The following is a 23,742-nucleotide window of genomic DNA, read 5'->3' as shown; positions in this document are numbered from 1 at the left end:
CCTGAGCGCACGATACTATTAGGCGTAACGCAAGTTACAGGTGCAGCGGACACCTTAACAACGCAACGCGACAAGGACGTCGTGAGTAACCTAACAAAACAAGGAAGTTAAAATGTCAGTAGTAATTAACACCAATAGCGCGGCTATATCCGCGTCTAACAACCTAGCATCCAGCAATGCGATGCTCCAGCGTAGCCTCAACCGCTTGTCTAGCGGGTCAAAGATCACCCAGCCATCAGATGATGCAGGCGGGCTTGCTGTTTCAATGAAACTTTCCGCCACGATTGCTCGTACGGCGGCAGTGAATACAAACCTGCAGAACGCCCAGTCGTTCCTTCAGACACAGGATGGTGCATTGCAAACGGTGACCAAGGTTCTCGACCGTATGTCAGAGCTAAAGGTTCTCTCAGAGGACGTCACCAAAAACAGCACCGACAAAAGCAACTACAACACAGAGTTCGAACAACTCCAGAAGCAGCTAAGCGCGCTTACGAACGAAGAGTTCAACGGAGTCAGTCTCTTCAAGGTCGGAGGAGCTACCCTACCCGTATCCACTACGGAATCCGGCGGCGGAGATGTAGATCTCAAGCAACCAGACCTCGCCGATAATTTAGGCACAAAGATACTGGACGGAGGTTTGACCCTAGGTGACGCGAGCCTCTCGCTCGAGGATATCACCGGGGCGATCGAGAAGGTCGCTACCCTCAGAGCTGAAAATGGAGCTACCGCCAACAGACTCACCTTCGCCTCTGAAATGCTCACTGTGAACAAGGCCAATCTCGAGGCCGCGAACAGCCGCATCATCGATGTCGACGTAGCTGAAGAATCCACCCAGCTCGCCAAATACAACATCCTGGTGCAAGCAGGTTCCTCAATGCTCACACAAGCTAACTCCTCCTCCCAGGTCGCTCTACAACTTTTAGGTTAAGTTACTACTACGACATAGGTCCCCCGCCGACGGGCGGGGCACCTACACCGTAGCGAAAACCTAAAGGAGAAATAGCAACCAACGAGATTTCCGCGACGCTCCACCGCGGGCACATGGACCACCAGTTCTCTCGGTTACGATAAAACCGCGAACCTAGAAGTGGATCAGCCAAGCCCGAGCCGGATACAAAGCGAGCGATCGAGTAAGCGATAAGCGTTACTGCGCTCTGACTGAGTAGATGTGCTCAAAACGCTAAACGAACCACCAAGAGCTACGATATACCCAACAGCACAAGGACGTGCGAACATTCAGCTGACCCCAAAACGGTTAGCATCAAGCGAAATGACTAGCAGGATCAAGGAAGACAAAGCGAGTTGCGAGCCAGTGGCGAAGACTAACCGTTCCCCCGATTGGCCCCACGCAGCACCAGGAGCTCGGCAAAGCAAGATGCCCATCACGTTGGCACGTGCCTACGAAGAATCCACAGGCGCTCCCAAGCCAAACTACGCTAGCGTACCCACGTCCAAAGTAAGACGTGCATGGCAAATAAAATTAAAGCCGCACGCACCCAGAATTTCTACCCAAACAACCCACTACGGACTAATCTGGGACCGTTCCTCCAGATGAAAACAAACCCAGCACAAGCAAAACGGCAGCAAATGTAGATTAGTCTAAAAACAATTTCCGCCACTTAGGCAGAAAGCGAACGCCTGGCGCTACTCTCCAGGCATGCGGAAGCAAGGAAGCTCCCGCACAAATCAAGGATGATAAAAACATGTCAGTTGTAATCAATACAAACACGTCGGCTATCGCCGCGAAGAACAACCTCAATACGAGTAACGCAATGCTGCAAAACAGCTTGGCGCGACTCTCAAGCGGTTCGAAAATCGTAAACCCATCCGACGACGCCGGTGGACTAGCGGTTTCCATGAAGATGTCGGCCGCAATCAAGCGGACCGAGGCTACTAACAATAACATCGCAAACGCCCAGTCGTTCCTACAGACTCAGGATGGCGCGTTCGCAACGGCCGGTAAGATTCTAGACCGCATGTCTGAGCTCAAGACCTTGAGTGAAGACGTCACCAAGAACGACACCGACAAGGGGAACTACAACACTGAGTTCCAGGCTCTGAAGGCTCAGCTCACTTCAATCGCTGCCGAATCGTTCAACGGAGTATCCCTCATGAACGCCTCAGCAATGACCGTTAAGACCTCCGAAGATGGTCAACAGACGGTTTCGATCGACGCAGTTACCTTCAATAGCGACAGTGCGGGTATCGATTCGGTTCTCTTCGGATCCAACACCGATTCCCTCACCGCTTCCGGTACGACTCTCACGAAGATCACAGACTCCATCGCGAATCTTGCGACTCTCCGTGCGGCCAATGGTGCACAGTCTAGCCGATTGAGCTTCGCTTCCGAGATGCTCGCGACTAACAAGCAGAACCTCGAAGCTGCAAACAGCCGTATCACCGACGTGGACGTCGCAACCGAATCGACACAACTCGCTCGTGCCAACATCTTGGTACAAGCCGGTTCTTCGATGCTCTCTCAGGCCAACGCCTCGAGCCAGGTTGCTCTCAGTCTCTTGGGCTAATCATCATAACCCAATTGAAAATCTCAAGGTGGCCCCGAATGGGGTCACCTTTTTCTTTGGCTTAGAACTTCTAAATGGGTTTGCCCTGATTTCCGGACCACTCCATTTGAAAAACATGGCCCAGCCTCATATCTTCAAAAACCTCCTGCTCCTGTCAGGAGGAAGCAAGGTTGCCACATCAAGGATCGCCAAAGCTGCAGTACGCAAAAGAGGAGCGACCCTCCATATTTCGGATACAACTCCAAACGTGCCTACCAGCCACGTGGCTGATCAATTCACGGTTTTGCCACCCAGCGAGAATGAAAATTGGGCTGAATCGCTCGCCCATCTTTGCGAGAAAAATAAGATTGGCCTCATTATCCCGACTAGACACTCCGAGCTGCTCCACCTTGCTCAAGCCGCCGATCTTTTGAGGCAAGCTGGAACGGAAGTAAGTCTATCTGGCGAAAGCACGCTCAAGCTATGTATAGACAAGCTTGATACATATCAATTCTTGCTGAAAAACGGGTTTCCTTGTCCAGCTACTTATCCAAGCCCAGCCCGATTGAACTGGAAGGAGCTGAACCCTCCCTTTATAGCCAAGCCCGCAAACGGCTTTTCCAGCCAAGGGTTCCTGCAGATAGAAAAAGAGGAAGACCTTAAGCAAGTCCCTTCCGATTGGCTGATACAAACGAAGGTAACAGGGGTCGAATTCACAACAAACCTGTACATCGATAAAAAGGGAGAGGTCGCATGCGCCATTCCGCACCAAAGGTTGTCTGTCGAGTCAGGCGAAGTTGTTTACGCCCGTACTCGTCGCATCCCAAAACTCATCGATCTCTGCGTTGAGGTCGCAAATAAGCTCCCTGACGCCAAAGGTATTATTAATATCCAAGCCTTTCTCGACGAAGCGACCGATAAAATTGAAATCATCGAGATCAATCCACGAATCGGCGGAGGTTACCCCCTCTGCGACGCAGCCCAAGGACACTACATAGAATGGCTCTGCCAGGAACATCTCCACCAGAAATCGATCCCAAGCTTCGATAACTGGACAGACAAACTCACCATGCAACGATACCGAGAGGCCATTTTCAGCCTCTAGGCTCCGTATTTCACAAATAATTAAGACTTTGCGGTTTGTAGCCTGCTCATGTTGCCGATAAGCTATGAGAGGTATTACTCTATAGGATAGATGCAATCGGACCCACAGAACTCGACAGAAAAAGCTAAAGCTCATTTCATCCCTCGAAAGGTAGAGATGGAACAGCTATCCAGCGTTCTTCCTCTGCAAGGCACGGAAGTATCGAGTGATCGCGTATTCAATGTTTGGGGTGACGTCGGAGTCGGAAAATCCACCTTCATTTCGGAATTCCGCGAGAGCAAGTTGCTGAGCAAGGAAAAGGTACTCTGGATCCAACCAACTCGAAAAGAGGATACACTGGATACAATCCCTGAATTCATTCGAGCCTGCTCCGAAAGCGTTCGCTACCCTTCCTCGCCCAATAAAGAAAAAAAGATTTCAGAACGACTCGGGAGCGTGGAGCGTGGCAAGATCAACCCGATTGTATCCGACGACTCTTTACTCATAACCCGCAGCGACATCGCGAAACAAAAGAAGCCCTACGTCAACCAGGCCGCCGCAGCATCAGTGGGCCGTACCGAGGTTGCAAGGGATGACATTGAGATAAATGTTGGCCTCGGCGAGAGCAAAGCCAACAACCATGCCGAAGCTTTTCTGGATGCGTTACCGCTCAAATCGCTTGGAACCGACCTAACAATCATCTACCTGCAAAAGTTCGAGAAACTATCCGTCACGATAGTAGACTGGCTGCGAGATTACGTCTTCCCTGCCGCTTCTCGCGGGCCGTATCGCCGTAGCCTTATCCTTTTGCTGGAGAGCACAGAACCGTTGCAATTCGCATATCCAAACGAAAGCTGGGGCGAGTGGGTGAAGAAAGTACAAGATTTTAGATTGTACCCACTTATTGAGGACGACTGCAAAAGCCTCGGGAAAGGTCTCGGCATCGACAACAACGCATTAGACTACCTTCCCATCAAGTCCCTTTGCTACCCGGATGCAATGCAGAAGGCAGTAAACGCTCTCAAGAACTGCCAGAGATCCACTGCTGTAAAATTCCTTGATTCTCTCCCCACCCCGGACCAATTGAAAGTAGCCGGACTATCGCTTCCAGAGGTCGTTCACGCCGACGAAATCTCAATCATTTTTGGTGAAAGCGAAGGGACTTCCGTGTATAACTGGTTTAAGCAGCTACCTGATAACCAAGCCCAGGTAAGCTCATCAGGAAAAGCATTTGTATTAAACGATGGACTACGTTGTGAAGCGATAAGCCGATTTGCCAATCAAGCGCAATTCAAAGAGTACGCGAAAAGCTGGAAACCCATGGGTGTATTCACCCGCAACATTCCTTCACGAGCCGATCGGGCCAAGCTACTATTGCTCGCTGGACTCAACTGGATTGACAAGCCACTTTGCGAAAAACTGTTCGAGGGACAAAGTGCAAAGATATTGCCGTTCATCACCGAAAACGAGGAGTGCTTCACTCGATATCAGGATTGGTATCATGTAACTGAACGTCTGCGCGAAAATGTACACGTGATAGCAACCGCTTTAAAGCACCCCGGCATCACAACGGTCAGTAAAAAAGCGGAGAGGATCTGGAATGAAAAGTTCGAAGCCTTGAGCGACAGGTCACAAGCCTTGGAATCAGAAACCACCTTATTGGAGACGGAGATTCGCTCTCTTGAGAATCATCAAAAGGAAATTCGGACGCAGATTCGTAACCAGTCATCCGATACAGGCGAAACTTCTAAAAGCGAATCTAGCCTCCTCCCCGATTGGCTACATTTTGGAAAAAAATCTGGAGGAGACCCGAATGACCCCAAACACATCTCCTCGGAAATAAGTCGAAAAATGAACGAGAGCGAGCGTAAGCTGGACGAATTAAGAGCTGAGCTCTCGTCCATAAAAAGGGAGCTAAAGCACCCGTTCATCTACATCGACTGAGCTTGATTTGTAGAAATTCGAGAGCATAACTCCTCTTCATGGCCATAATCCGTGAAGCGAAACTCGAAGACCTCGAAACCCTAGTCGAACTCAACAAAGCCTGCTTTCCCGCGATGGCAGAGGAAAACGTGGTTTGGACAATCGCTCAGCTCTCCAACCACCTAAGGCTCTTTCCTCAGGGACAGCTTGTCGCGGAAGAAAACGGAAAAATTCTCGGAGCCGTATCAAGTCTCATCGTGGATTTGGGAGCCGATGCCTATCGTGAACACACCTATGCGGGGATTACAGACGGTGGCTATTTTCACAACCATGACCCAGAGGGTGATAGCCTATATGGCGCCGACGTCTACGTAGATCCAGCCGCTAGAGGGCAAGGCATCGGTCATCTACTTTACCAAGCCCGTCGCGACCTTTGCCAACGCCTCAACTTGCGGCGAATCATTGCAGGCGGAAGAATTCACGGCTACTCGACTTACGCCAGTTCAATGTCACCAGAGACCTACATTGCTGAAGTTGAAAACGGCCGAATAAAAGACCTAGTATTGAGTTTTCAGTTACGCGAAGGATTCATCGTTCGAGGCGTGCTCAAAAACTACATACAGGATCCACATAGCAAAAACAATGCGACCTTCCTAGAGTGGATAAACCCGGAACACCAACCAGTAGAAAAGGATGGTAGAAAAGTTCGCGTCTCCTGCGTCCAATACCAGGTGAGAGGGATCAATAGTTTCGAAGACTTTGCGGACCAGGTAGAGTATTTCGTGGAAACGGCTGCAGACTACCGTTCGGACTTTGTTGTCTTCCCAGAATTTTTCTCGGTGCAGCTCCTATCCCAAAAACTGCTCAAAAAGCTGCCGGCCATCGAAGGCATCCGTAGATTGTCCGAGATGAAGGACGAATTCATGGCTCTGATGGGGAAACTCGCCCAAGAATATGGGCTCTACATCATAGCAGGGAGCCACCCGATGGAGATCGATGGTAGCTTGCAAAACGTTTGTCCAGTGTTCGCTCCAGATGGATCCTTCACACTGCACCCTAAGCTGCACATCACTCCGTCTGAGAAGAAGTACTGGGGAATCTCTGGCGGCAACGAGCTTAACGTTATCTCCACGCCCAAAGCCCGAATCGGCATTCTTATATGCTACGATTCAGAGTTTCCCGAAGCAGCCCGCTACTTGGCAGACCAAGGAGCTGAGATTATTTTCGTCCCCTACTGTACAGATAACCGCCACGGCTTCCTTCGCGTTCGCTACTGCAGCCAAGCTCGAGCCATCGAGAATCAAGTCTACGTCGTCACCGCAGGTATTATCGGAAACCTGCCCAGCGTTCCGGCGATGGACATCCACTATGGAAAAGCGGCCGTCTTCAGTCCGAGTGACCACGAATTTGCCCGGGATGGCATCCAAGCCGAAGCAGACTCCAACGTGGAAATGCTCCTCGTCACCGACCTGGACATAAACGACCTATACCGCAGTCGGGCCTCCGGAAGCGTCACTCCCATGTTGGACCGACGCAAAGATCTCTTCCAATTTACCAGCAACTTCCCGAAGGACAAGACTCACCCCTCCACTCAAGGCGGCGACCCAATGGGCTTGCCGGTTTAAGATTGCCAGAACCCCTATTTTCAAAACTCCTCTTTCCCACAATGATTCTTTCCGACAAAGCGATTCTCGAAGGCATGGAAAATGGCGAGATCGTGGTCGAACCCTTCGACCGCAAAGCCTTAGGCACCAACAGCTACGATGTGCACCTCAGCAAGCACTTGGCCACCTACCAGGCAGACATCCTGGACGCGAAGGCTCACAACACGATAGAGCATTTCGAAATCCCGGAAGAAGGCTACGTCCTAAAACCAGGTACTGTCTACCTTGGCTCAACGCTCGAATACACCGAAACTCACGCCCACGTGCCGTTTCTCGAAGGAAAAAGTAGCGTCGGCCGTTTGGGCATAGACATTCACGCCACCGCAGGGAAGGGAGATGTCGGCTTCTGCAACCATTGGACCCTAGAAATTTCAGTCGCTCAACCCGTTCGCATCTACGCGGGTATGCCCATTGGGCAGCTTATCTATTTCCACGTGGAAGGAGATGTAGAGAACTACTACAACAAAAAAGCCTCCGCCAAATACAACAGCCGCTCCCCACTTCCCATGGAATCCATGATGTGGAAAAACCGCTTCTAGCTCGGATCAATCATTCCGTAAGCGACCACTCAGCTCTCATAGGTAGTCCTTTAAGCTTTTGACGGGCTTTCCCTTCGAATCCTCACGATAAACCATTTTCGGAACCGGGTCGTATCCCGCTCCTCCCCACGGATGGCATCGAAGTATCCGCCAGACCAACAGGCGAACCGCTTTGATCACAGGCAACGTTCTCAAACATTGGATCGCGTAGTGCGAACAAGTCGGGCTAAATCGACATCCCGCCGCCGCCCCAAATAGGGCATTTTTCAAAGGTGATAGAGTCCACTGGTATATACGCACCAGAAAGATCAACACCGCGGAAACCGCCCGCCCAACTAGCTTAAAAAGCGACACGGTTCGCAGGATTAGACCGACCCGAAGCCCTCAGCAAGCTATCTTAGCAAAGCAGCGAGTTAGGTTGAATGCCCACGATAGCCTGGATTGAGAGCCGAGCATTCCAGCTCCAGCACCCCCGCCAAGACTTCGACACCTTGTTGCTCCAAAACGGCAACCCCATTTCCCCGGTGCTCTGGCGTTGGATCTTGGGCTCCGATCACCACGCGGCGTATGCCGGATTCCACAATAGCCGTCGTGCACGCCCCCGTGCGACCCACAGTCGAACAAGGTTCCAAGGTCACATAGATCACTGCCCCCGCCTGCGGCTTGCGGCCCAAGGCTTCGAAAGCCTTCCGCTCAGCGTGCGGTCCGCCATCTTCCTCGAAGTGGCCTTTCGCGACGATCTCGCCATTTTCCACGATGACAGCGCCCACTCGAGGATTGGGCTTTGTTTTTACCACGTCGCCCCGGACCGCCTCGCATATGGCGGCCCTCATGAAACTCTCGTCGATACGAATCTGATCCATTCTTCCAGTAAGTCTTGCTCTTTGACTAACGAGCGACCCCACCGCCTGTATGCAAGCTACTGGTCTTCAGAGTTTTTCAAGCAAAGCTCTGCATACGCCTTGATGCGCTTGCGAACATTGGTCAGTCCATTGCGCCGGTTAGGAGAAAGGTGCTGCGTGACTCCAACTTCTGCCAAGAAATCCGGCTCCAGGCCGATGATATCTTGCGGAGACTCTCCACTGTACAAACCGCAGAGCAGCGTGGAGGTACCCTTTGTGATAGCCGCATCCGAGTCGGTAGAAAAGTAGCAAAGCCCGTCCTTGTACTCCGGATAAACCCAAAGTCGGGACAAACAACCTTCAATCAGAAAGGCATCGATCTTGAACTCGTCATCCAACGGTGGGTTGGACTTGGCCCGATCCACGATATAGGCAAACCGCTCGAAATGATCGTCAAACGGAGCTAACTCATCTACTAAAGCATCTCTTTTTGCTTCTATACTCATCTTCGTTTAGCAAAACAGCAACTCCGCGACTCATGTCCAGTGTCGATTCCGGTCAGCGGCTCCCAACTCCAAACTTCCAAAAGGGTGACGCACATAATCCGCGAAGTTTCCTCCGCGGTTGCTCATTCCGTGCCATCTAGGAGATTTAAGCCTCGAAATCCCACGTAAACTGACTCTCCTCCCAATCCTAACCTGCCACAGCATGAGCGGAAACGAAGAAGCCAAACCACGTCCTCCACGGAAATTCAGACCCGAACCTTTCGAGTATCATCAAATCGTAGAGCTCGATATCCAAACCCTGACCAACATGGGCCAAGGTCTCGGACGCATAAACGATTGGGTCGTAATGGTCCGTTTCGCACTACCGGGAGAACGCGTTCGCGCCCGCGTGTACCGCAATGACAAGAACTTCAGCGAAGCCGATCTGGTGGAAGTTCTCACCCCTTCCACAGAACGCATTTCCGCTCCATGCCCAGTTTTCACCGAGTGCGGCGGCTGCCAATACCAGCATTTCGAGTACGAGGCCCAGCTGAAATGGAAGACCCAGCAGGTCAAAGAGCTGCTCTGGCACATGGTGAAGGTTGAGCATCCTGTGCTTCCGGCCATCGCATCGCCCAAGCTCTATGGCTACCGGTCCAAACTGACTCCCCACTTCGAAGTTCCGCGAGGCGGCCAGGAGATGACGATCGGCTTCCTCAAAGCGGGCACTCGCTCCCGCTACGTCGAAGTTGAATCCTGCCCACTAATCAGCGACGCGATGAACGACACCTTAACCCGACTCCGCAAGGAGACCGTCGAAAAACATCGGAGTAAGCCTTTCAAAAAAGGAGGCACCTTGCTGATCCGCGAGCATCGAGACGGGGTAACGACTGACCCGAAAGCGATCATAAACGAGCAAGTGGGGGATTTGACCTTCTCATTCCCAGCGGGCGAATTCTTCCAAAACAACCCGTCCATCCTGCCAGCCTTCACCGGTTATGTCCGACAAAAGGCGAAGGAAGCGGGAGCGAGCTTCCTGGTAGACGCCTACTGCGGGAGTGGCTTGTTCTGTTTGACGGCTGCTCGTGATTTCGAAAAGGCAGTCGGGATCGAGGTCTCCGAACACTCGGTACAATACGCGGTCAAGAACGCAGAAGCCAACGGTATCGCAAACGCTTCTTTTGTCGTGGGTGACGCCGCCTCCATCTTCGAGAAGATCGACTTTCCCGGAGAGAAATCTGCCGTGGTTATCGACCCTCCTCGCAAGGGATCGAGCAAGGAGTTTCTCGATCAGCTCATCGAATTCGGACCAACCTCGGTAGTGTACGTTTCCTGTAATCCAGCCACTCAAATGCGGGACCTTCAAATCCTCTTGGCAGGAGGCTATCAGATCGACGAGATCCAGCCCTTCGATCTCTTCCCTCAGACACGACACCTCGAGTGCGTCGTGATCCTTAAAAAAGCCTAGTTGTTGCCAGCCAGAATTCGGCTGACCGCCTTCTCCAGAACTCCGGGAACGATCGGTTTGGCGAGAGCTGGGTACTTCCTGCCGGACACAGTGATCGACACCTCTTCTTCCGGTTTCGTCTTGTTCGAAAGGAGAGAGGTGACAAAGAGGACCTTCAGGTCCTTGTGCGTATCCTTGGAGCAAATCTGCTTCACCGCCTCGGAGCCGTGCATATCAGGCAGCAAGACATCTACGATCATCAGGTCGGGCTTCTGATGCAGAGCGCTTTCGATAGCGTCCCGCCCCTCATGGCTCTCAGTCATCTCGTACCCTCTGGACTCGAGAAAGCTGGTAACAAGCCGTGCAGATGACTTGTCGTCTTCAAGCAGAAGTATCTTTTTCGTATCGTTCATTTCAGGTTCGAGGACTAAACTACCCATTAGATCGACAGATAACTCGTATAGTGAATGGAGCTTGCTGTGAATCGCCTAGCGAAAGGCGACATTCAGGGATTTAACAGGGCTTTCACAGCCTTTTGCCAAGTGTCCCCTAGTCTTCGAGGGAGCGAATCTGATCGCGAACAGCCGCGGCCATCTCGTACTCCTCGCGGCTTACGTACTCGTCCAAACGCTGCTTGAGCTTGGCAATCTCCTCGGGAGAAACGACTCGTCGCTGCTCGGTTGAGCCTGGCACCTTGCCGAGATGCCTCTCGCCTTTGTGCAACTTTCTGAGCATCGGTTCGATCTTCGCCTCGAAGGTTTCGTAACACTTCGGGCAACCTAGCCTTCCGTGCTCCTTGAAGTCCGCCGGAGTGAGCCCGCAACCCGAACAGGCTCGGTCCCCTTCCTTAGGAAGCTTCGGCTTTTTGCCGCCATCTTCCGTTCCGATCAGATCCCAGTGCTTCCCCTCTTTAAGTTCCTTTGCCTTCGGGCAAGTACCGCAAACACCCATTTTCACAGCCTCTCCATCTACGACTTTGGTGACGTGGATAGTCGTCGGATTATGACAGTGGGTGCACTTCTTGGGACGGGTTTCGCTCATTGGGTCTGTAAAGCCTTTCTCCTTATACTTCGACAAGGTTGGGGCTAAACCTCAGCTAAAAAGGGCGAAAATTTCCCACGACCCCGTAGTCTCGCTTCACTCCTCTCGACACGAAGGCAAAACTCGCCCTTTGTTCCCTCCATGTCCGAACACATCGCTACGTTGAACTGGCAGCGGGGAGACGCCGCTTTCGATTACAAAAGCTACTCCCGAAACCATAGCTGGGACTTCGGTCACGGCCTCCTCGTCGAAGCCTCCGCGGCGACCGACTACCTGGGCGAAGAGGATAAAGTCGACCCCGAGCAAGCCTTCGTCGCTTCCCTCGCCAGCTGCCACATGCTCACTTTTCTTGCTATCGCAGCCATGTCCAAAATTACGGTGGAGTCCTATCGAGACCGCGCTATCGGGCATCTCGCCAAAAACGAAGCGGGCAAAATGGCGATTACCCGCGTTGATCTTTACCCGGAAATCGTTTTCGCCGAGGGATCCGAGCCCAGCGAAAAGATGCTGCAGAGACTCCACCACAAAGCCCACGAGGAGTGCTTTTTGGCGAATTCGGTCAATTGCGAGATCGTCACCCACCTCCCGCAATAAAAGGCGTTCAAAAAGACGCTTTCCGTTGAGTATCAATCAACTTTCGAAATGTGCGCCACTGTGGCGCACCCCCTGCAACGCCTCGTCCACTTCGCCCTCTCATGTCTGAAATAGTCGATTTTCTCAACAAGTACATCTGGTCCGACTGGCTCGTCGGTCTTTGCCTCGTGGCGGGGCTCTACTTCACTTTCGCGACTCGCTTCCTGCAAGTCCGCAAGATCCCATCCATGGTCCGCTACCTCTTTAGCGGCAAGGAGTCGGAGAACGGACTCTCTTCCTTCCAAGCCTTCGCTCTCGCAGTTTCTGGCCGTGTGGGAACCGGCAATATCGTGGGCGTGGCATCGGCGATCGCCGGCGGTGGCCCAGGAGCCGTTTTCTGGATGTGGCTCATCGCCTTCGTGGGTGCGGGGTCTGCCTTCGCCGAAGCGGCCCTCGCTCAGATCTATAAGAAAGAGGTCGACGGCCAATACCGCGGCGGCCCCGCTTACTACATTGAGAAAGGCCTAGGCGTAAAATGGTACGCGATCCTCTTCGCCCTCTCGACTATCGTGGCCTGTGGTCTGTTGCTACCCACCGTGCAGTCCAACTCCATCGGCTCCGCCATGGAAAACGCATTTGGCATCGCTCCGGTGTACTCAGGAATCGTCGTTATCATCTTGCTGGCCCTCATCATCTTCGGAGGAGTACACCGTATTGGCCACGTAGCTCAGCTCGCAGTGCCTATCATGGCTGCAGGGTATATCTTGATCGCCCTGATCGTCATCGGGGCTAACATCAGCCACGTGCCGTCTGTTTTCGCCAGTATCTTCAGTTCGGCCTTCGGAATGGACGCAGTCTTCGGCGGAATTCTGGGAGCTGCAATTCAGTGGGGCGTTAAGCGTGGCATCTACTCCAACGAAGCGGGCCAAGGCACCGCTCCGATCGCCGCTGCCACCGCGGAAGTCGACCACCCGGCCAAGCAGGGCCTCGTGCAAGCCTTCTCCGTCTACGTTGACACCTGGTTTGTCTGTACCGCGACCGCATTGATGATCCTTATGACCGACTCCTTCAACGTGAAGGCCCCCGACGGCAGCTTCCTCGTAGAAAATCTGCCTGGCGTGGAAACAGGAGCGGCCTTTACCCAAAATGCAGTCGATAGCCTGATGCCAGGTTTTGGCTCCGCTTTCATCGCGATCGCCTTGCTGCTCTTCGCATTCACCACCCTCTTGGCTTACTACTACTATACCGAGTCAAACTTGGTTTACCTCTTCAAATCCGGACCCGCCCGCAAGCAAGCCACCCAAGTCGTTCGCATTCTCTTTCTAGCCCTAACCTTCTACGGCACCCTCAAATCCGCCAAACTCGCATGGGCCATGGGCGACGTCGGAGTAGGCCTCATGGCTTGGATCAACTTGATCGCCATTCTGCTGTTGAGCCCTCAAGTCTTCCGATGCCTCAAGGATTTTGAGACCCAAGAAAAAGCGGGCCAGGAACCAGTCATGGACGCCGAAAAAGCCAAGTTGCCTAAGGCGACTTTCTGGAGCAAGTAAGCGGACGCAAAAGCAGAGGGCACATGGCCCAAAGTCAGAATTAGATATTCCAGCGAGTCTTCGCCTTCTTTGTTGGCTTGAAGATTTTAAAGAGCTTCGGGTCGTGAACGCGATTCGCCTTTTCCGCCCCTTCCTCGTCTAGCTCCTTGAGCAACTCCATTATCTCCACCAGCGGGTGCGAGCTCGGAATGTCGCGAGCGTTGCTGTGGGCGTAGTGCCCATCGCAATAAATATGGATCGCCTTGCCGATCGACTTCGCTGCTTCTCGCACGTGGTCGTTGATATAGCCCTCGTCATTAGGTTCGTAGCGTCCCTTTTCCATAAGCTCATTCCCAATTCCTGCCCCTGATCGTGTAAATAAAAATGTGGCAGCCGTTTAGCTCGGGAAAGTTGATACGCCACCTCGTCTACCCCCAATATTGACTAAGCGAGAGGCTCGCCTAGGTTTCCAGCTCGTCCCAATTCGTGGACAAACCCCTTGGCAATTTAATCCAACCAAAGCTCAAACCGTTTCCTATGGACACCTCCCTTTTGCAAAACGCCGCCGGCGGAAGAATCGACGCCACCTACCACGAAGCTCCAAATACTGGATACCTCGCCCTTATTGGCCATGGCGTTACAGGCAACAAGGACCGGCCGCTTATCGTAGGCGTGGCCAACGAATTGGCAAAGCTGGGAATCCCCGCTCTCCGGTTCTCATTTTCAGGCAATGGCAAATCCGAAGGTCGTTTCGAAGATTGCACTATCACTTCGGAAACAAAGGACCTAACGGCCTTGCTAGATCAACTCTCCGACCCTTATCGGAAAATTATCTACATCGGGCACAGCATGGGCGGAGCGGTGGGAACGCTCGTGGCGGCAGAAGAACCTACCCGTATCCATACTTTGGTTTCACTCGCCGGCATGGTTCATACCGCTGATTTCTTCAAACGGGAGTTCGGCGAGGAGGTACCAGGCGAAGGATTCATGTGGGAGGAACCGACCTGCCCGCTCTCCCAGCTCGCATGGGATGATGCCATCGCAATTGGCGATACCCTCGGTTCTATTAAAAAGATCGCCCAACCTTGGCTCCTCATCCACGGAGCCGATGACGACGTCGTCCCGCTCAGCGACAGCAAGGACGCAATCAACTCCGCAACGACCAAAACTAAGCTCATCGAACGCCCAAACGAGAGTCATATGTTTAGCGAAAACGCGTATCCAGAAATCGCGAAGGCGATTTCCCAGTGGGTTGCGGAATCCGAAAAATAACCGTTTTCGGCTACGATCGCCCCTCAAGACCTCAAAATTCAGGGTAAACCAACTGGGGTAAACAAGATACCGATCGGAGCCTTTATAATCCCGCTTCGGGCGGAGTGATCTGCCGAAAAGCTGTAATTTGCGTTACCTTTCAAACGGAAACGCAATGAAGCAGAACCACTACAAACGAAACGCTATCTTGGCCGGCCTATCATTCGTCGGTCTTTCCGGATTAGCAAATGCGCAGGAAGAGGAGGAAATTATCCAACTCGATCCTTACGAGGTAAAAGCCGAGAGTGAGCCGGGCGATCTAGCGATGGACGCCCTTCAAATCGAGCGACTGCAAGCGAACGATCTGGCGGAGCTCTTTTCCAATCAATCAACCTTGTCGGTAGGAGGCGGTTCAGCAGTCGCCCAAAAGATATACGTCCGCGGTTTCGAGGACACCATGCTCAACGTCACCATCGATGGAGCTCAGCAAATAGGAGAACTTTACCACCACCAGGGACGCCTCCAGCTAGAGCCTGAGTTTATCAAAACCATCGACCTCGACGCCGGAGCCGGAGCGGCAACCTCCGGAGCGGGAGCTCTCACTGGCTCCATGCGCGTCACCCTCAAAGATGCTTTCGATATGCTGGGCGAGGAAAGAGTGGGAGCCTTCGTCAAAACCTCCTACGGTTTCAATGGCGAGGATAGCTACAAGCTGGTCGGCTCCGCTTACGGCAAACTGACTGACTCGATTGGTTTGATCGCCACCTACTCGCACGCAGAAGGCGAAGACTATGCGGACGGAAACGGAGACATAGTCACCCCCACCGCTTACAATCATGCCCGGGGCTACGTAAAGCTCAACGGTACGGGAGCCACCCAAAACTGGAGCCTTGCCTACGAGGCACTCGAGGATACCGGCACCTACTACGAGCGCCCTCATATGATCGGCTTCAACGCTGCCTACGTGCTCTCCGACCACGAGATGAACCGCGAAACCCTCACCTTCAATCATCAGTTGGACGCAGGTGACGGGGTGCTCGACCTAAACAGTACTCTATACTGGACCCAAAGCGACTATTCAAACCACCGAAATACCACCGGAGCTCTCTACGGTCGTGGGGAATTCGAAAGTCTCGGTTTCGACATCCGCAACAATATGATTTCGGAAAACAACGGCCTCACCTTTGGTATCGACTACCGTGAGGATAAGTCCGATTCCGAACAAAATGCTACACCCCCAACCTTCTGGGGAACCAGCACTCAGTCTGCCACTGTATTTGGAATTTACGCACAGGACGACTGGCAGGCTACAGAGGTCATCACGCTTTCAGCGGGACTTCGCTACGATAATTACGAACGCGTCTCCGAAGAAGGTGTAGCCGCCGGAGCCAGCAATGAATCCGATGGTTTCAGCCCCAACGCCAGCGTGACCTGGCAAGCAACAGAAGACCTCAGCTTCCGAGCCGGTTACTCACGAGCTTTCCGTGGCATCACCATCCGCGAAGCTTTCTTCTCCGCTCTCTACGTTCACGACGGAGACCTGTCTCCAGAAAAGGCGGACAATATCGAGTTCGGCTTCGCGTGGGAAAAAGACGGCACCTTCCTTCGTGGAACGGTCTACACGCAAGACATCGAGAACTATATCGACGCAGAATACTCTGGTGGAGAGGTCTGGGGCTATTGGAGAAACGTGGGGACTGCCGAGGTTGACGGATACGAACTCGAGCTCGGGCAGCACTACGAAAAGGGGTTCGTAAGCGTCGGAGTTTGGAATGCCGACAATTCCTTCAACGACGAGGCCCTCACCGACGCCAATCTTGGACTCGGCACCAGTATTGGTCGCACTTGGAATGCCAAAGCCAATTACTTCCTATCTGACTACAACGTAGACCTCGGCCTCTTCGCTCGCTACGTCGAGTCAGAGGAGAACGCCATCGCGGCCGACGCTCCAGACAAGCCGAGCTATTTCGTCACCGATCTCTTCGCCTCTTGGAGTCCTGTAGAAAACGACGCGCTCACCCTTTCCGCCTCCATCAAAAACGTATTCGACGAATTCTACTACGACCACGGTACCTACGGCTACAACGCACGCGTAGGATCATATATCGGATTTCCAGCTCGCGGTAGGGAAATCAGCCTCACCGCTAGCTACAAATTCTAGAATTGATTCTTCTCTCCAAGATCAATTCATCTAGACGGAACGCCACTGCACACGCAGTGGCGTTTTTCTTTTTACGAAAGGCTAGATCCCCCTATTCCCGCCCAATTGCAAATTGCAAGTCGACCGACCTAAACCGTTCACATTGCACTGAACAATAGCCTAAACTTCGGTCAAAACGCATTGGCGCGAAAACTGAAATAGGCATTCCATGACCCTTCCTAAACATGCGAAAACTCCTATCTTCAGTTTAGCCGTCTCAACAGCTTTGACAGCCGTATCCACCCTTTCCGCACAGGATATCAACAAGGCATTTACCATGGCTCTATCCGTGGAAAACGACGTATTCAGCGGCACCGACAAAGCCTACACCAACGGGACCCGCATCTCTTGGGATCTAGCAGAGGCCGCAAGCTACGACGAAATCGAATATCTACCGGCCTGGGCAAAAGCAATCGCCAACAAGAAGCCAGAAACGCGAAAAGACTCATACAGCTACGGCGCTACTTTCTCAATCGGCCAAAACATTTACACCCCCAAAGACAAGGAAGCAACCGAACTCATCTTGGACGATCGGCCCTATGCTGGCTGGTCCTACTTGAGCTTAGCTCTACGAGAAAACCGTGGTAGATCCACGGATACAATGGAAATAACGCTCGGCTTGGTCGGCCCGGACTCCTACGCTGAAGACGTACAAAACTGGGTGCACGAGAAAATCGGAGCCACCCATGCGAGCGGATGGGATAACCAGCTAAAAAACGAGTTTGGTGGCATACTCGCCTGGAGACGCGACTCGGAGATATTCCGCCTGCCCGATACGCGAGAAGGCTGGGGAACGGACTTCAACACTTCCTACGGTTTCGCGTTGGGCAACATTCAGACATACGCCCACGCAGGTGCGAGCATGCGTTTCGGATACAATCGCCAAACACCAGCCACGCCCCCACGTATTCGCCCTGGAAATACATCCGCCTTTCCGAGTAGCGAATCAGACCCTCGATTATCAGACAGCTCACCCCAGTCTGGCTTTTTCATAACCGTTGGAGCCGAAGGACGCTACGTAGCCCAGAACATTTTCATCGAGGGAAACACTTGGGCCGACAGTCACGGACTAGAAGCACAAGACTACGTGGGCGACTACTACGCGGGGGCAACCTTGCTTGCGGGGAAATGGTCACTCAGCTACGTCTACACCGTCCGAAGCGAAGAGTTTGTCGGACAGGAAGATCCACACGAATTCGGCGGCATCACCATCGCCCGCTCGTTCTAGGATTCAAAGATCGAGGGATTTCTCCCTAGACGGGAGAATTTTACATCCTAAGGCTTCGATTTTACCAGCCGCTCTGGGTTGACATCTACCTCGCCAACCACCAAAAACCCAATCCTCCACATTTAGTGGGCCTGTAGCTCAGTTGGTTAGAGCAGTGGACTCATAATCCATTGGTCCTCGGTTCGAGTCCGAGCGGGCCTACCAAAAGTCTTTAAATACAAGCAACTTATAAAAGTTTCCCCAGCCGCTTGTAAAGCGGTTTCCGATTCTGTACTAGATTCGCCTTTCGACGGGAAATCTGCCTCCCCGAACCAGAGGCTGCAAGGAGATTCCAACGTGGCATCCTTTTCGTGCCAGCAACGAAGCTCGAGCAAACCTCCACCGCTTTGTCCGCCTACTGGCCAGAGCCAGACTTGCCCAAGCCAAACCGGGCAGATTTGCGCGGCCATCCGCGTACCTGCCTAGAAATCGAGAGAGGTTCACCGCAAGCAGAATTCCTATCCGTATCCGATATCTAAAGACGAGCATGCAAGGCATAGTCTACCAATCGCATCCTAGGACCATCGGAAAACACGCAGCAAGATTGGCTGATACCGGCGTAGCGATTCGATCTCCAGACCGTTCCGGGCCCAAAGAGATAGAGTTGCATCCCCATTCTCAGCATCGATGCGGTAAAGCCAGGTCAATCGCATCCAGGAATCAACTACACCTCCTTCCTGCCTTTCTTGGGCTAGCGGCATTGGTACTCGAGTAAGCTCAACTCCCGATTCCCAGAGGCTCAGGTTGAATATTGAATCGGAACTCCCCACACATCCTAACGAGCGATACTCCTCAATCCGTGAGAGCTGCTTCCCAAACGCTTGTCTCGATGAGCTGGAAACTCATTTTTCTATTCACACCTTGGCCAAGACATCCCCCTTTCTCTTTGACTATCTTTATCTTATACTATTCATTTTTCTATTCAATTGAGCTCTAAGCATACAGATTCCATCGAAAAACTTCTCGCCTCCCAAGGGTCGATGCCAGCAGCGGACATCGCTCGCCGGCTAGGCGTGAGTCAGCCTACCGTATCGCGAGCGTTAAGCGCTTCCTCGAGAGTTTTCCGCATCGGACAAACCCGCCGAGCTCGCTATGCCCTGCCACGCGACCTTGGCGGAAGCGATAGCGATTGGAAGCTCTACCAGGTAGACCCCAAGGGCCAAGCCCAAGTTGCCGGCACGCTCCACGCCTTTCATCAGGACGAATTCTATTTCGAGCCGAGCTGGGAAAATACCGACTACAGCTATCTGCTAAACGGCAAAGACCACCCGCAACTCTTTTCCGGGCTGCCATGGTTTCTAGAAGACATGCGACCGCAAGGCTACCTCGGACGCCTACTCGCCCACAACTTCGGCACAGCGCTCGGCATCGGAATCAACCCCGAAACCTGGACCATCGACGAATCCCTTAGGGCCATACTCGCCCACGGCGACGACACCCCCGGCAACTTCATTTTAGGGGGCCAGGCAATAGATGCGTTTTTGGAACGACGCGGCCATTTGGAATTCATAGACGAATTCGAGCGTGCATCGAAATACGATCAAGTTGCCCGCCACATCATAGAAGACGGAGAACTTCCCAACTCGTCCGCCGGTGGCGAGCAGCCCAAGTTTACCGCCTGCATTCGACATACCAGCGACTCCTTCCAACACGTTATCGTCAAGTTTTCCGGCTCCCTACAGACCGATGCCGGGAGACGCTGGGGCGAGCTTCTCGCAGCTGAAGCCATCGCATCGGAGGAGCTGTCCAGCATTGGTCTCCCATCTGCCAATTCCGAGCTGATCCAAACAGAACAACGTGCCTACCTCGAGGTCGAGCGCTTCGACCGCTCCGGAAACCATGGTCGCCTCGGCACTCTTTCCCTGCGCACTCTCATCGCCGGACTCGGCGGAGAGCTCGAGCAAAGCTGGAGTCGCAGCAGCCAGTCTCTCGTCCGAAATGGCTGGCTCACCCAAGCCGACGCCGATCGCGCCGCGACCTACGAACACTTCGGAAACCTCATCGGCAATTCGGATATGCACCTTGGAAATCTCAGCGTCTTCCTGACTCCGCAACTTCCTCTCAAGCTCTGCCCCATATACGACATGCTCCCCATGCGCTACGCGCCGCAGCGCAGTGGAGACCTTCCAGCGAAGCCCATCGACGTCCGTCCGCCTCGACCCGAAGCGCTTCCAAATTGGCAGCCCGCCGCAAAAGCGGCTATCCGCTTCTGGACCCGGTTCATCGAATTACTCCCATCAGACTCCGCTCTGCGCACCACCGCCCAAGATAACCTCGAGCGAATCAAAAGCGCTGTTCTTAGTTAGGCTTTGACCAAGCCTCGACAGTTTGCGCCTAACGCAAAACCTCGTCGTTCTTTTTTAAAACAACAGCAGTCGCCACCGGCAGGCCCTCCGGCAAATTCGGTTGAGGAAAAAGCTCCGAGCACCTCGCAATATCGTAGACAGATCTCGATTCCTGCCGAGCCTCGCCCACATCTCATGTTCGAAACAAATGGGATATTCATTCCAAAACCGGAACCGATAATTCAAGAGCCACGACTCATTCTCGAACAGCAAGTTCTTTCATTTTCCAACTCAGAAACAGCGAACCCCAACGGCTCGGCCGCCATTCGATCCGAATCAAATCGCTTCGCCCTAACCTGGTCGGAGACTAAAAAATCACAACGCTACGCGATAGAAACCAAAGCCCATTCAGGCTCTCCGCCCGAAAAGAATTTCCGGCAATCTGATATCGCGACGCCCCCTTCGTCGGCTCTGAATCCTCAATTCGTCGAGTCCTACCTGTGCTTCTCAAAACCACCAAAGCCCAAGCAAACCATCAGAGCCTTCTTCCAAAAATCGCCCAATGGCCCGCCCCTTTATCAGCAGACGACGCCCCTGAGGATCGACCGCCTCCTCCGATTGAAGTTCACTATCACAAGGTCATTCACAAATCGTAAGCCCCTCCGATGGCTATCTCGACAGTTCACCAAGGCAGCCCCTGTTCACCACAATCCTATCATCAATTCGAAGTCTTTCTCAATACGGTAGAGTCCAAACGAGTTCACAAGCTTCCTCATAAAGATCGCCACCCTTTACCCAGCGCCTCAAGGGAGATCCACCTACAGCGCAAGGCACGACACCTATCGTCGTATCCGGATGGGCCGCCTGCATCGCTTGATGCGAAAGCGATTCCAGGTCCTACTCCAGGCTTAACCCTGCCTGTCTGCTTATGTATTGGATCCTTGGCGACAAACCACTCTCCATTGTACCCATAGGCGAGAACTTGCCCACTAATGGTCTGGTCACTCAAGCCTGTCAGGTCCCGCCCCGCCATATTGGATTGCCCCATCAGGAGGTAGAGGTCAAACGCCTGCTCATTGGGCAGTGATTCATAAAACTCGATTTCGATGATTGAAAGCTCCCGATCGCCTATGTTCTCGACCGGCGCTTGAGCAACGCCTTCCTTCAACCCACCCGTTCCATCGCGGGAAAATCTCGAATCGTCGAAGTTTTCTTGGTGCATCCCACTGAGCTTTCCCACCCCAAGCAACCAATCGGAGTTAAAGTTCAATGCCTGACGTTGATTCGCGGATACCAAACAAGAGGAAATGACCGCTAAGACCAGGATAACCCAAGCCTTACCTAAGCCTAGCCCTTCCCCTGCAAAATAGGCGATATTCACAACACACTCTTTCGTGCAATACCCTCTTCGCAAGCTCATCATAAACACTCCCAATAGGACTTTTAAAAGTGAGATGCCAGCGGCTACCCCACCGCTGGCATCAAGTAGTGATTAACACACTAATATAACCCAAATTAGATTGGATCGACCCATTCCTCCTGGATCTCATGCTCCTCGGGCACCTCTCCATTTTCGTCAGTTACGGCGAAACGACTACGAAGTCGCAGATCGGAAGATGAAGCTCCCACCCAAACCGTGAATCCACCTGGCTCGATCAGCCAGCCCTCTCCGGTCTTGTAAAATTCCATGTGCTCCTTCGAGAGGGTAAACTCGACCTTAGCCGTTTCGCCCATTCGGATATGTACTCGCTTAAAGCCGACCAGACGTTGGTCATAGGTTGTAGCGCTGCTGTAATCGTCTCTCAAATACAGCTGCACGACCTCGTCGCCATCCCGATCGCCAACGTTCTTGACGCTTAGTTCGACGGTGACTTCATCGCCAGCGGTGATCTCATCATCGCTTAAAGACAAACCTTCGTACTTAAACTTCGTGTAGCTCAGACCATGTCCAAAAGAGAAAAGCGATCCGTTGACCTGCCCGTAGTCCACATCTTGAGAACCAGGCTTACTCGGGAAATTCAAGGGCAACTGCCCCACGGATTGAGCGACAGTGACTGGTAAACGTCCCGCCGGATTGTAGTTGCCAAACAATACGTCAGCCAGGGCCTCTCCTCCGTCTTCCCCTGGGAACCACATTTCAACGATAGATGGGAAGTTACGGATAGCGTATTGAGCGCTGAGAGGACGACCATTGGAAAAAACGAGAACGATCGGCTTGCCTGCTGCCTTCAGGGCCTGCAAGAGCTCGTTCTGGTAACCCGGCAAATCAAGGCTGATGCGGCTTTGCGACTCGCGGCATTGAGCATCCGTTTCCCCAACGCAAGCGATGATCACGTCCACATCCTTTGCAGCTGCCACGGCAGCGTCGATGCCGGCTTGTACCTCAGCGGAGGCAGCCTCTTTATAGATATCGCTCAGGGGCCAATTCTCATCCGCCGCTTCTACGCCTTTGACATATACGATCTCCACTTTGCCATCCAACGCGGAGCGAATGCCCTCCAATGGAGTGACGTAGTCGAGACGCTGAGCGCCGTAGCGGCTCCACCACGCCCGCTGATCGTCCGCCATCGGACCAGTAACGAGAATCTTCTGATAGTCACCTTCCAGCGGCAGCAGCTCGCCCTCGTTCTTCAAAAGAATAATCGATTCACGGGAAGCCTGATGGGAAATCGCTAGATTCTCCTCAGAACGCACCACCAAGTCGGTATCGATCGACTTGGTTTCATATGGATCGTCAAACAATCCCAATCGGAACTTCACCCGAAGAATATCGGACACTCGCGAATCGATCGTATCCATAGAGAGGCGACCTTCTTCCACCAGCTCAGCCAATGGCTCCGCATACTCTTCCGGTTGCGTGAAGTGAGTGCGGATGTTCAATCCAGCTTCGACCGAAAGACGTATCGCTTCCTTCGGAGTGGCCGCCACTCTGTGCTTTTCATAGAGGAACTCTACCGCTCCGCTGTCCGAGACCACATAGCCCTCGAAGCCCCATTCATCTCTTAAAATATCCTGTAGGAAGAGCTTGCTCGCTTGGACCGGAATTCCGTCGTAGTCGTTGTACGAGGACATCACTCCCAAGGCGCCACCCTGCGTAATAGCCTTTTT

The 23,742-nt window shown here is 52.9% G+C and carries 23 protein-coding genes, 1 tRNA gene and 1 pseudogene; 15 read left to right on the top strand and 10 right to left on the bottom strand.

The annotated features are described in order from the left end of the window. The first annotated feature begins 112 nt into the window (after positions 1–112). The 6 genes from H5P27_RS06930 to dcd all read left to right on the top strand — a co-directional run bounded on the left by H5P27_RS06930 (position 113) and on the right by dcd (position 7,714). The gene (locus tag H5P27_RS06930) at positions 113–928 is read left to right on the top strand and encodes a flagellin (protein ID WP_185659666.1); all 816 of its coding nucleotides are present in this window, start codon (positions 113–115) and stop codon (positions 926–928) included. Between the two features lie 775 nt (positions 929–1,703). Further along, positions 1,704–2,525 (top strand): flagellin, encoded by an 822-nt coding sequence (locus tag H5P27_RS06925; protein WP_185659665.1) that lies wholly within the window; start codon positions 1,704–1,706, stop codon positions 2,523–2,525. A gap of 115 nt (positions 2,526–2,640) precedes the next feature. Continuing rightward, positions 2,641–3,609, top strand: a complete 969-nt coding sequence (locus H5P27_RS06920; RefSeq protein ID WP_185659664.1) for an ATP-grasp domain-containing protein — start codon at positions 2,641–2,643, stop codon at positions 3,607–3,609. Between the two features lie 156 nt (positions 3,610–3,765). Continuing rightward, entirely contained in the window at positions 3,766–5,532 is a 1,767-nt protein-coding gene (locus H5P27_RS06915) for a hypothetical protein (RefSeq protein ID WP_185659663.1), read from the top strand. Between the two features lie 38 nt (positions 5,533–5,570). Then, positions 5,571–7,136: a bifunctional GNAT family N-acetyltransferase/carbon-nitrogen hydrolase family protein gene (locus H5P27_RS06910; RefSeq protein ID WP_185659662.1), complete on the top strand. Its 1,566-nt coding sequence runs from the start codon at positions 5,571–5,573 to the stop codon at positions 7,134–7,136. A 41-nt stretch (positions 7,137–7,177) separates the two neighbouring features. Then, entirely contained in the window at positions 7,178–7,714 is a 537-nt protein-coding gene (gene dcd / locus H5P27_RS06905) for a dCTP deaminase (RefSeq protein ID WP_185659661.1), read from the top strand. 36 nt (positions 7,715–7,750) lie between these two features. On the opposite strand, the gene yidD is transcribed toward dcd, so the two are convergent. The 3 genes from yidD to H5P27_RS06890 all read right to left on the bottom strand — a co-directional run bounded on the left by yidD (position 7,751) and on the right by H5P27_RS06890 (position 9,062). Beyond that, positions 7,751–8,029, bottom strand: coding sequence for a membrane protein insertion efficiency factor YidD (gene yidD / locus H5P27_RS06900; protein WP_339382572.1), 279 nt, complete (start codon positions 8,027–8,029; stop codon positions 7,751–7,753). A 98-nt stretch (positions 8,030–8,127) separates the two neighbouring features. Next, on the bottom strand, positions 8,128–8,577 hold the full coding sequence (locus H5P27_RS06895) for a bifunctional diaminohydroxyphosphoribosylaminopyrimidine deaminase/5-amino-6-(5-phosphoribosylamino)uracil reductase RibD (protein ID WP_185659659.1): 450 nt from the start codon (positions 8,575–8,577) through the stop codon (positions 8,128–8,130). 56 nt (positions 8,578–8,633) lie between these two features. Further along, positions 8,634–9,062, bottom strand: a complete 429-nt coding sequence (locus H5P27_RS06890; protein ID WP_185659658.1) for a SufE family protein — start codon at positions 9,060–9,062, stop codon at positions 8,634–8,636. A gap of 202 nt (positions 9,063–9,264) precedes the next feature. On the opposite strand from H5P27_RS06890, the gene H5P27_RS06885 reads away from it, so the two are divergent. Continuing rightward, positions 9,265–10,509: a class I SAM-dependent RNA methyltransferase gene (locus tag H5P27_RS06885; RefSeq protein WP_185659657.1), complete on the top strand. Its 1,245-nt coding sequence runs from the start codon at positions 9,265–9,267 to the stop codon at positions 10,507–10,509. Here the strand turns inward: H5P27_RS06885 and H5P27_RS06880 are convergent. Continuing rightward, a complete protein-coding gene (locus H5P27_RS06880; RefSeq protein WP_185659656.1) occupies positions 10,506–10,901 on the bottom strand; it encodes a response regulator in 396 nt (131 codons plus the stop codon). The genes H5P27_RS06885 and H5P27_RS06880 overlap by 4 nt on opposite strands. A gap of 136 nt (positions 10,902–11,037) precedes the next feature. Next, the gene (locus tag H5P27_RS06875; protein WP_185659655.1) at positions 11,038–11,529 is read right to left on the bottom strand and encodes a UvrB/UvrC motif-containing protein; all 492 of its coding nucleotides are present in this window, start codon (positions 11,527–11,529) and stop codon (positions 11,038–11,040) included. A gap of 141 nt (positions 11,530–11,670) precedes the next feature. Between H5P27_RS06875 and H5P27_RS06870 the strand changes: the two genes are divergently transcribed. Continuing rightward, positions 11,671–12,123: an OsmC family protein gene (locus H5P27_RS06870; RefSeq protein WP_185659654.1), complete on the top strand. Its 453-nt coding sequence runs from the start codon at positions 11,671–11,673 to the stop codon at positions 12,121–12,123. 101 nt (positions 12,124–12,224) lie between these two features. Further along, complete coding sequence (locus H5P27_RS06865) at positions 12,225–13,652, top strand: alanine/glycine:cation symporter family protein (RefSeq protein ID WP_185659653.1); 1,428 nt, start codon at positions 12,225–12,227, stop codon at positions 13,650–13,652. 40 nt (positions 13,653–13,692) lie between these two features. On the opposite strand, the gene H5P27_RS06860 is transcribed toward H5P27_RS06865, so the two are convergent. Continuing rightward, on the bottom strand, positions 13,693–13,974 hold the full coding sequence (locus tag H5P27_RS06860) for a hypothetical protein (RefSeq protein WP_185659652.1): 282 nt from the start codon (positions 13,972–13,974) through the stop codon (positions 13,693–13,695). A 194-nt stretch (positions 13,975–14,168) separates the two neighbouring features. On the opposite strand from H5P27_RS06860, the gene H5P27_RS06855 reads away from it, so the two are divergent. The 5 genes from H5P27_RS06855 (at position 14,169) to H5P27_RS06835 (ending at position 18,828) form a co-directional block, all read left to right on the top strand. Next, positions 14,169–14,903: an alpha/beta hydrolase gene (locus H5P27_RS06855; protein ID WP_185659651.1), complete on the top strand. Its 735-nt coding sequence runs from the start codon at positions 14,169–14,171 to the stop codon at positions 14,901–14,903. A gap of 154 nt (positions 14,904–15,057) precedes the next feature. Further along, a complete protein-coding gene (locus H5P27_RS06850; protein ID WP_185659650.1) occupies positions 15,058–17,043 on the top strand; it encodes a TonB-dependent receptor domain-containing protein in 1,986 nt (661 codons plus the stop codon). 208 nt (positions 17,044–17,251) lie between these two features. After that, positions 17,252–18,310, top strand: coding sequence for a lipid A deacylase LpxR family protein (locus H5P27_RS06845; protein WP_185659649.1), 1,059 nt, complete (start codon positions 17,252–17,254; stop codon positions 18,308–18,310). A 127-nt stretch (positions 18,311–18,437) separates the two neighbouring features. Beyond that, positions 18,438–18,514: transfer RNA gene (locus tag H5P27_RS06840), tRNA-Ile, on the top strand. A gap of 146 nt (positions 18,515–18,660) precedes the next feature. Next, on the top strand, positions 18,661–18,828 hold the full coding sequence (locus tag H5P27_RS06835) for a hypothetical protein (protein WP_185659648.1): 168 nt from the start codon (positions 18,661–18,663) through the stop codon (positions 18,826–18,828). A gap of 36 nt (positions 18,829–18,864) precedes the next feature. Here H5P27_RS06835 and H5P27_RS06830 read toward each other — a convergent pair whose 3' ends face one another. After that, positions 18,865–19,050: a hypothetical protein gene (locus tag H5P27_RS06830; RefSeq protein WP_185659647.1), complete on the bottom strand. Its 186-nt coding sequence runs from the start codon at positions 19,048–19,050 to the stop codon at positions 18,865–18,867. A 225-nt stretch (positions 19,051–19,275) separates the two neighbouring features. On the opposite strand from H5P27_RS06830, the gene yjjJ reads away from it, so the two are divergent. After that, entirely contained in the window at positions 19,276–20,655 is a 1,380-nt protein-coding gene (gene yjjJ, locus H5P27_RS06825) for a type II toxin-antitoxin system HipA family toxin YjjJ (RefSeq protein WP_185659646.1), read from the top strand. A 714-nt stretch (positions 20,656–21,369) separates the two neighbouring features. Here the strand turns inward: yjjJ and H5P27_RS20195 are convergent. The 3 genes and pseudogenes from H5P27_RS20195 to H5P27_RS06815 all read right to left on the bottom strand — a co-directional run. Further along, complete coding sequence (locus tag H5P27_RS20195) at positions 21,370–21,504, bottom strand: sialate O-acetylesterase (protein ID WP_425511339.1); 135 nt, start codon at positions 21,502–21,504, stop codon at positions 21,370–21,372. A gap of 19 nt (positions 21,505–21,523) precedes the next feature. Next, positions 21,524–21,856, bottom strand: a pseudogene (locus H5P27_RS20190) (sialate O-acetylesterase); the annotation flags it as partial. A 293-nt stretch (positions 21,857–22,149) separates the two neighbouring features. Further along, the coding region (locus tag H5P27_RS06815) for a glycoside hydrolase family 3 C-terminal domain-containing protein (RefSeq protein ID WP_185659644.1) at positions 22,150–23,742 on the bottom strand (1,593 nt) is incomplete at its 5' end.

Origin of the sequence: Pelagicoccus albus, from assembly GCF_014230145.1 — a bacterium.
In the GTDB taxonomy this organism is placed as follows: domain Bacteria; phylum Verrucomicrobiota; class Verrucomicrobiia; order Opitutales; family Opitutaceae; genus Pelagicoccus; species Pelagicoccus albus.
Note: the sequence above shows the minus strand (reverse complement) of the source record. Positions and strands in the feature narration are given on the sequence as shown.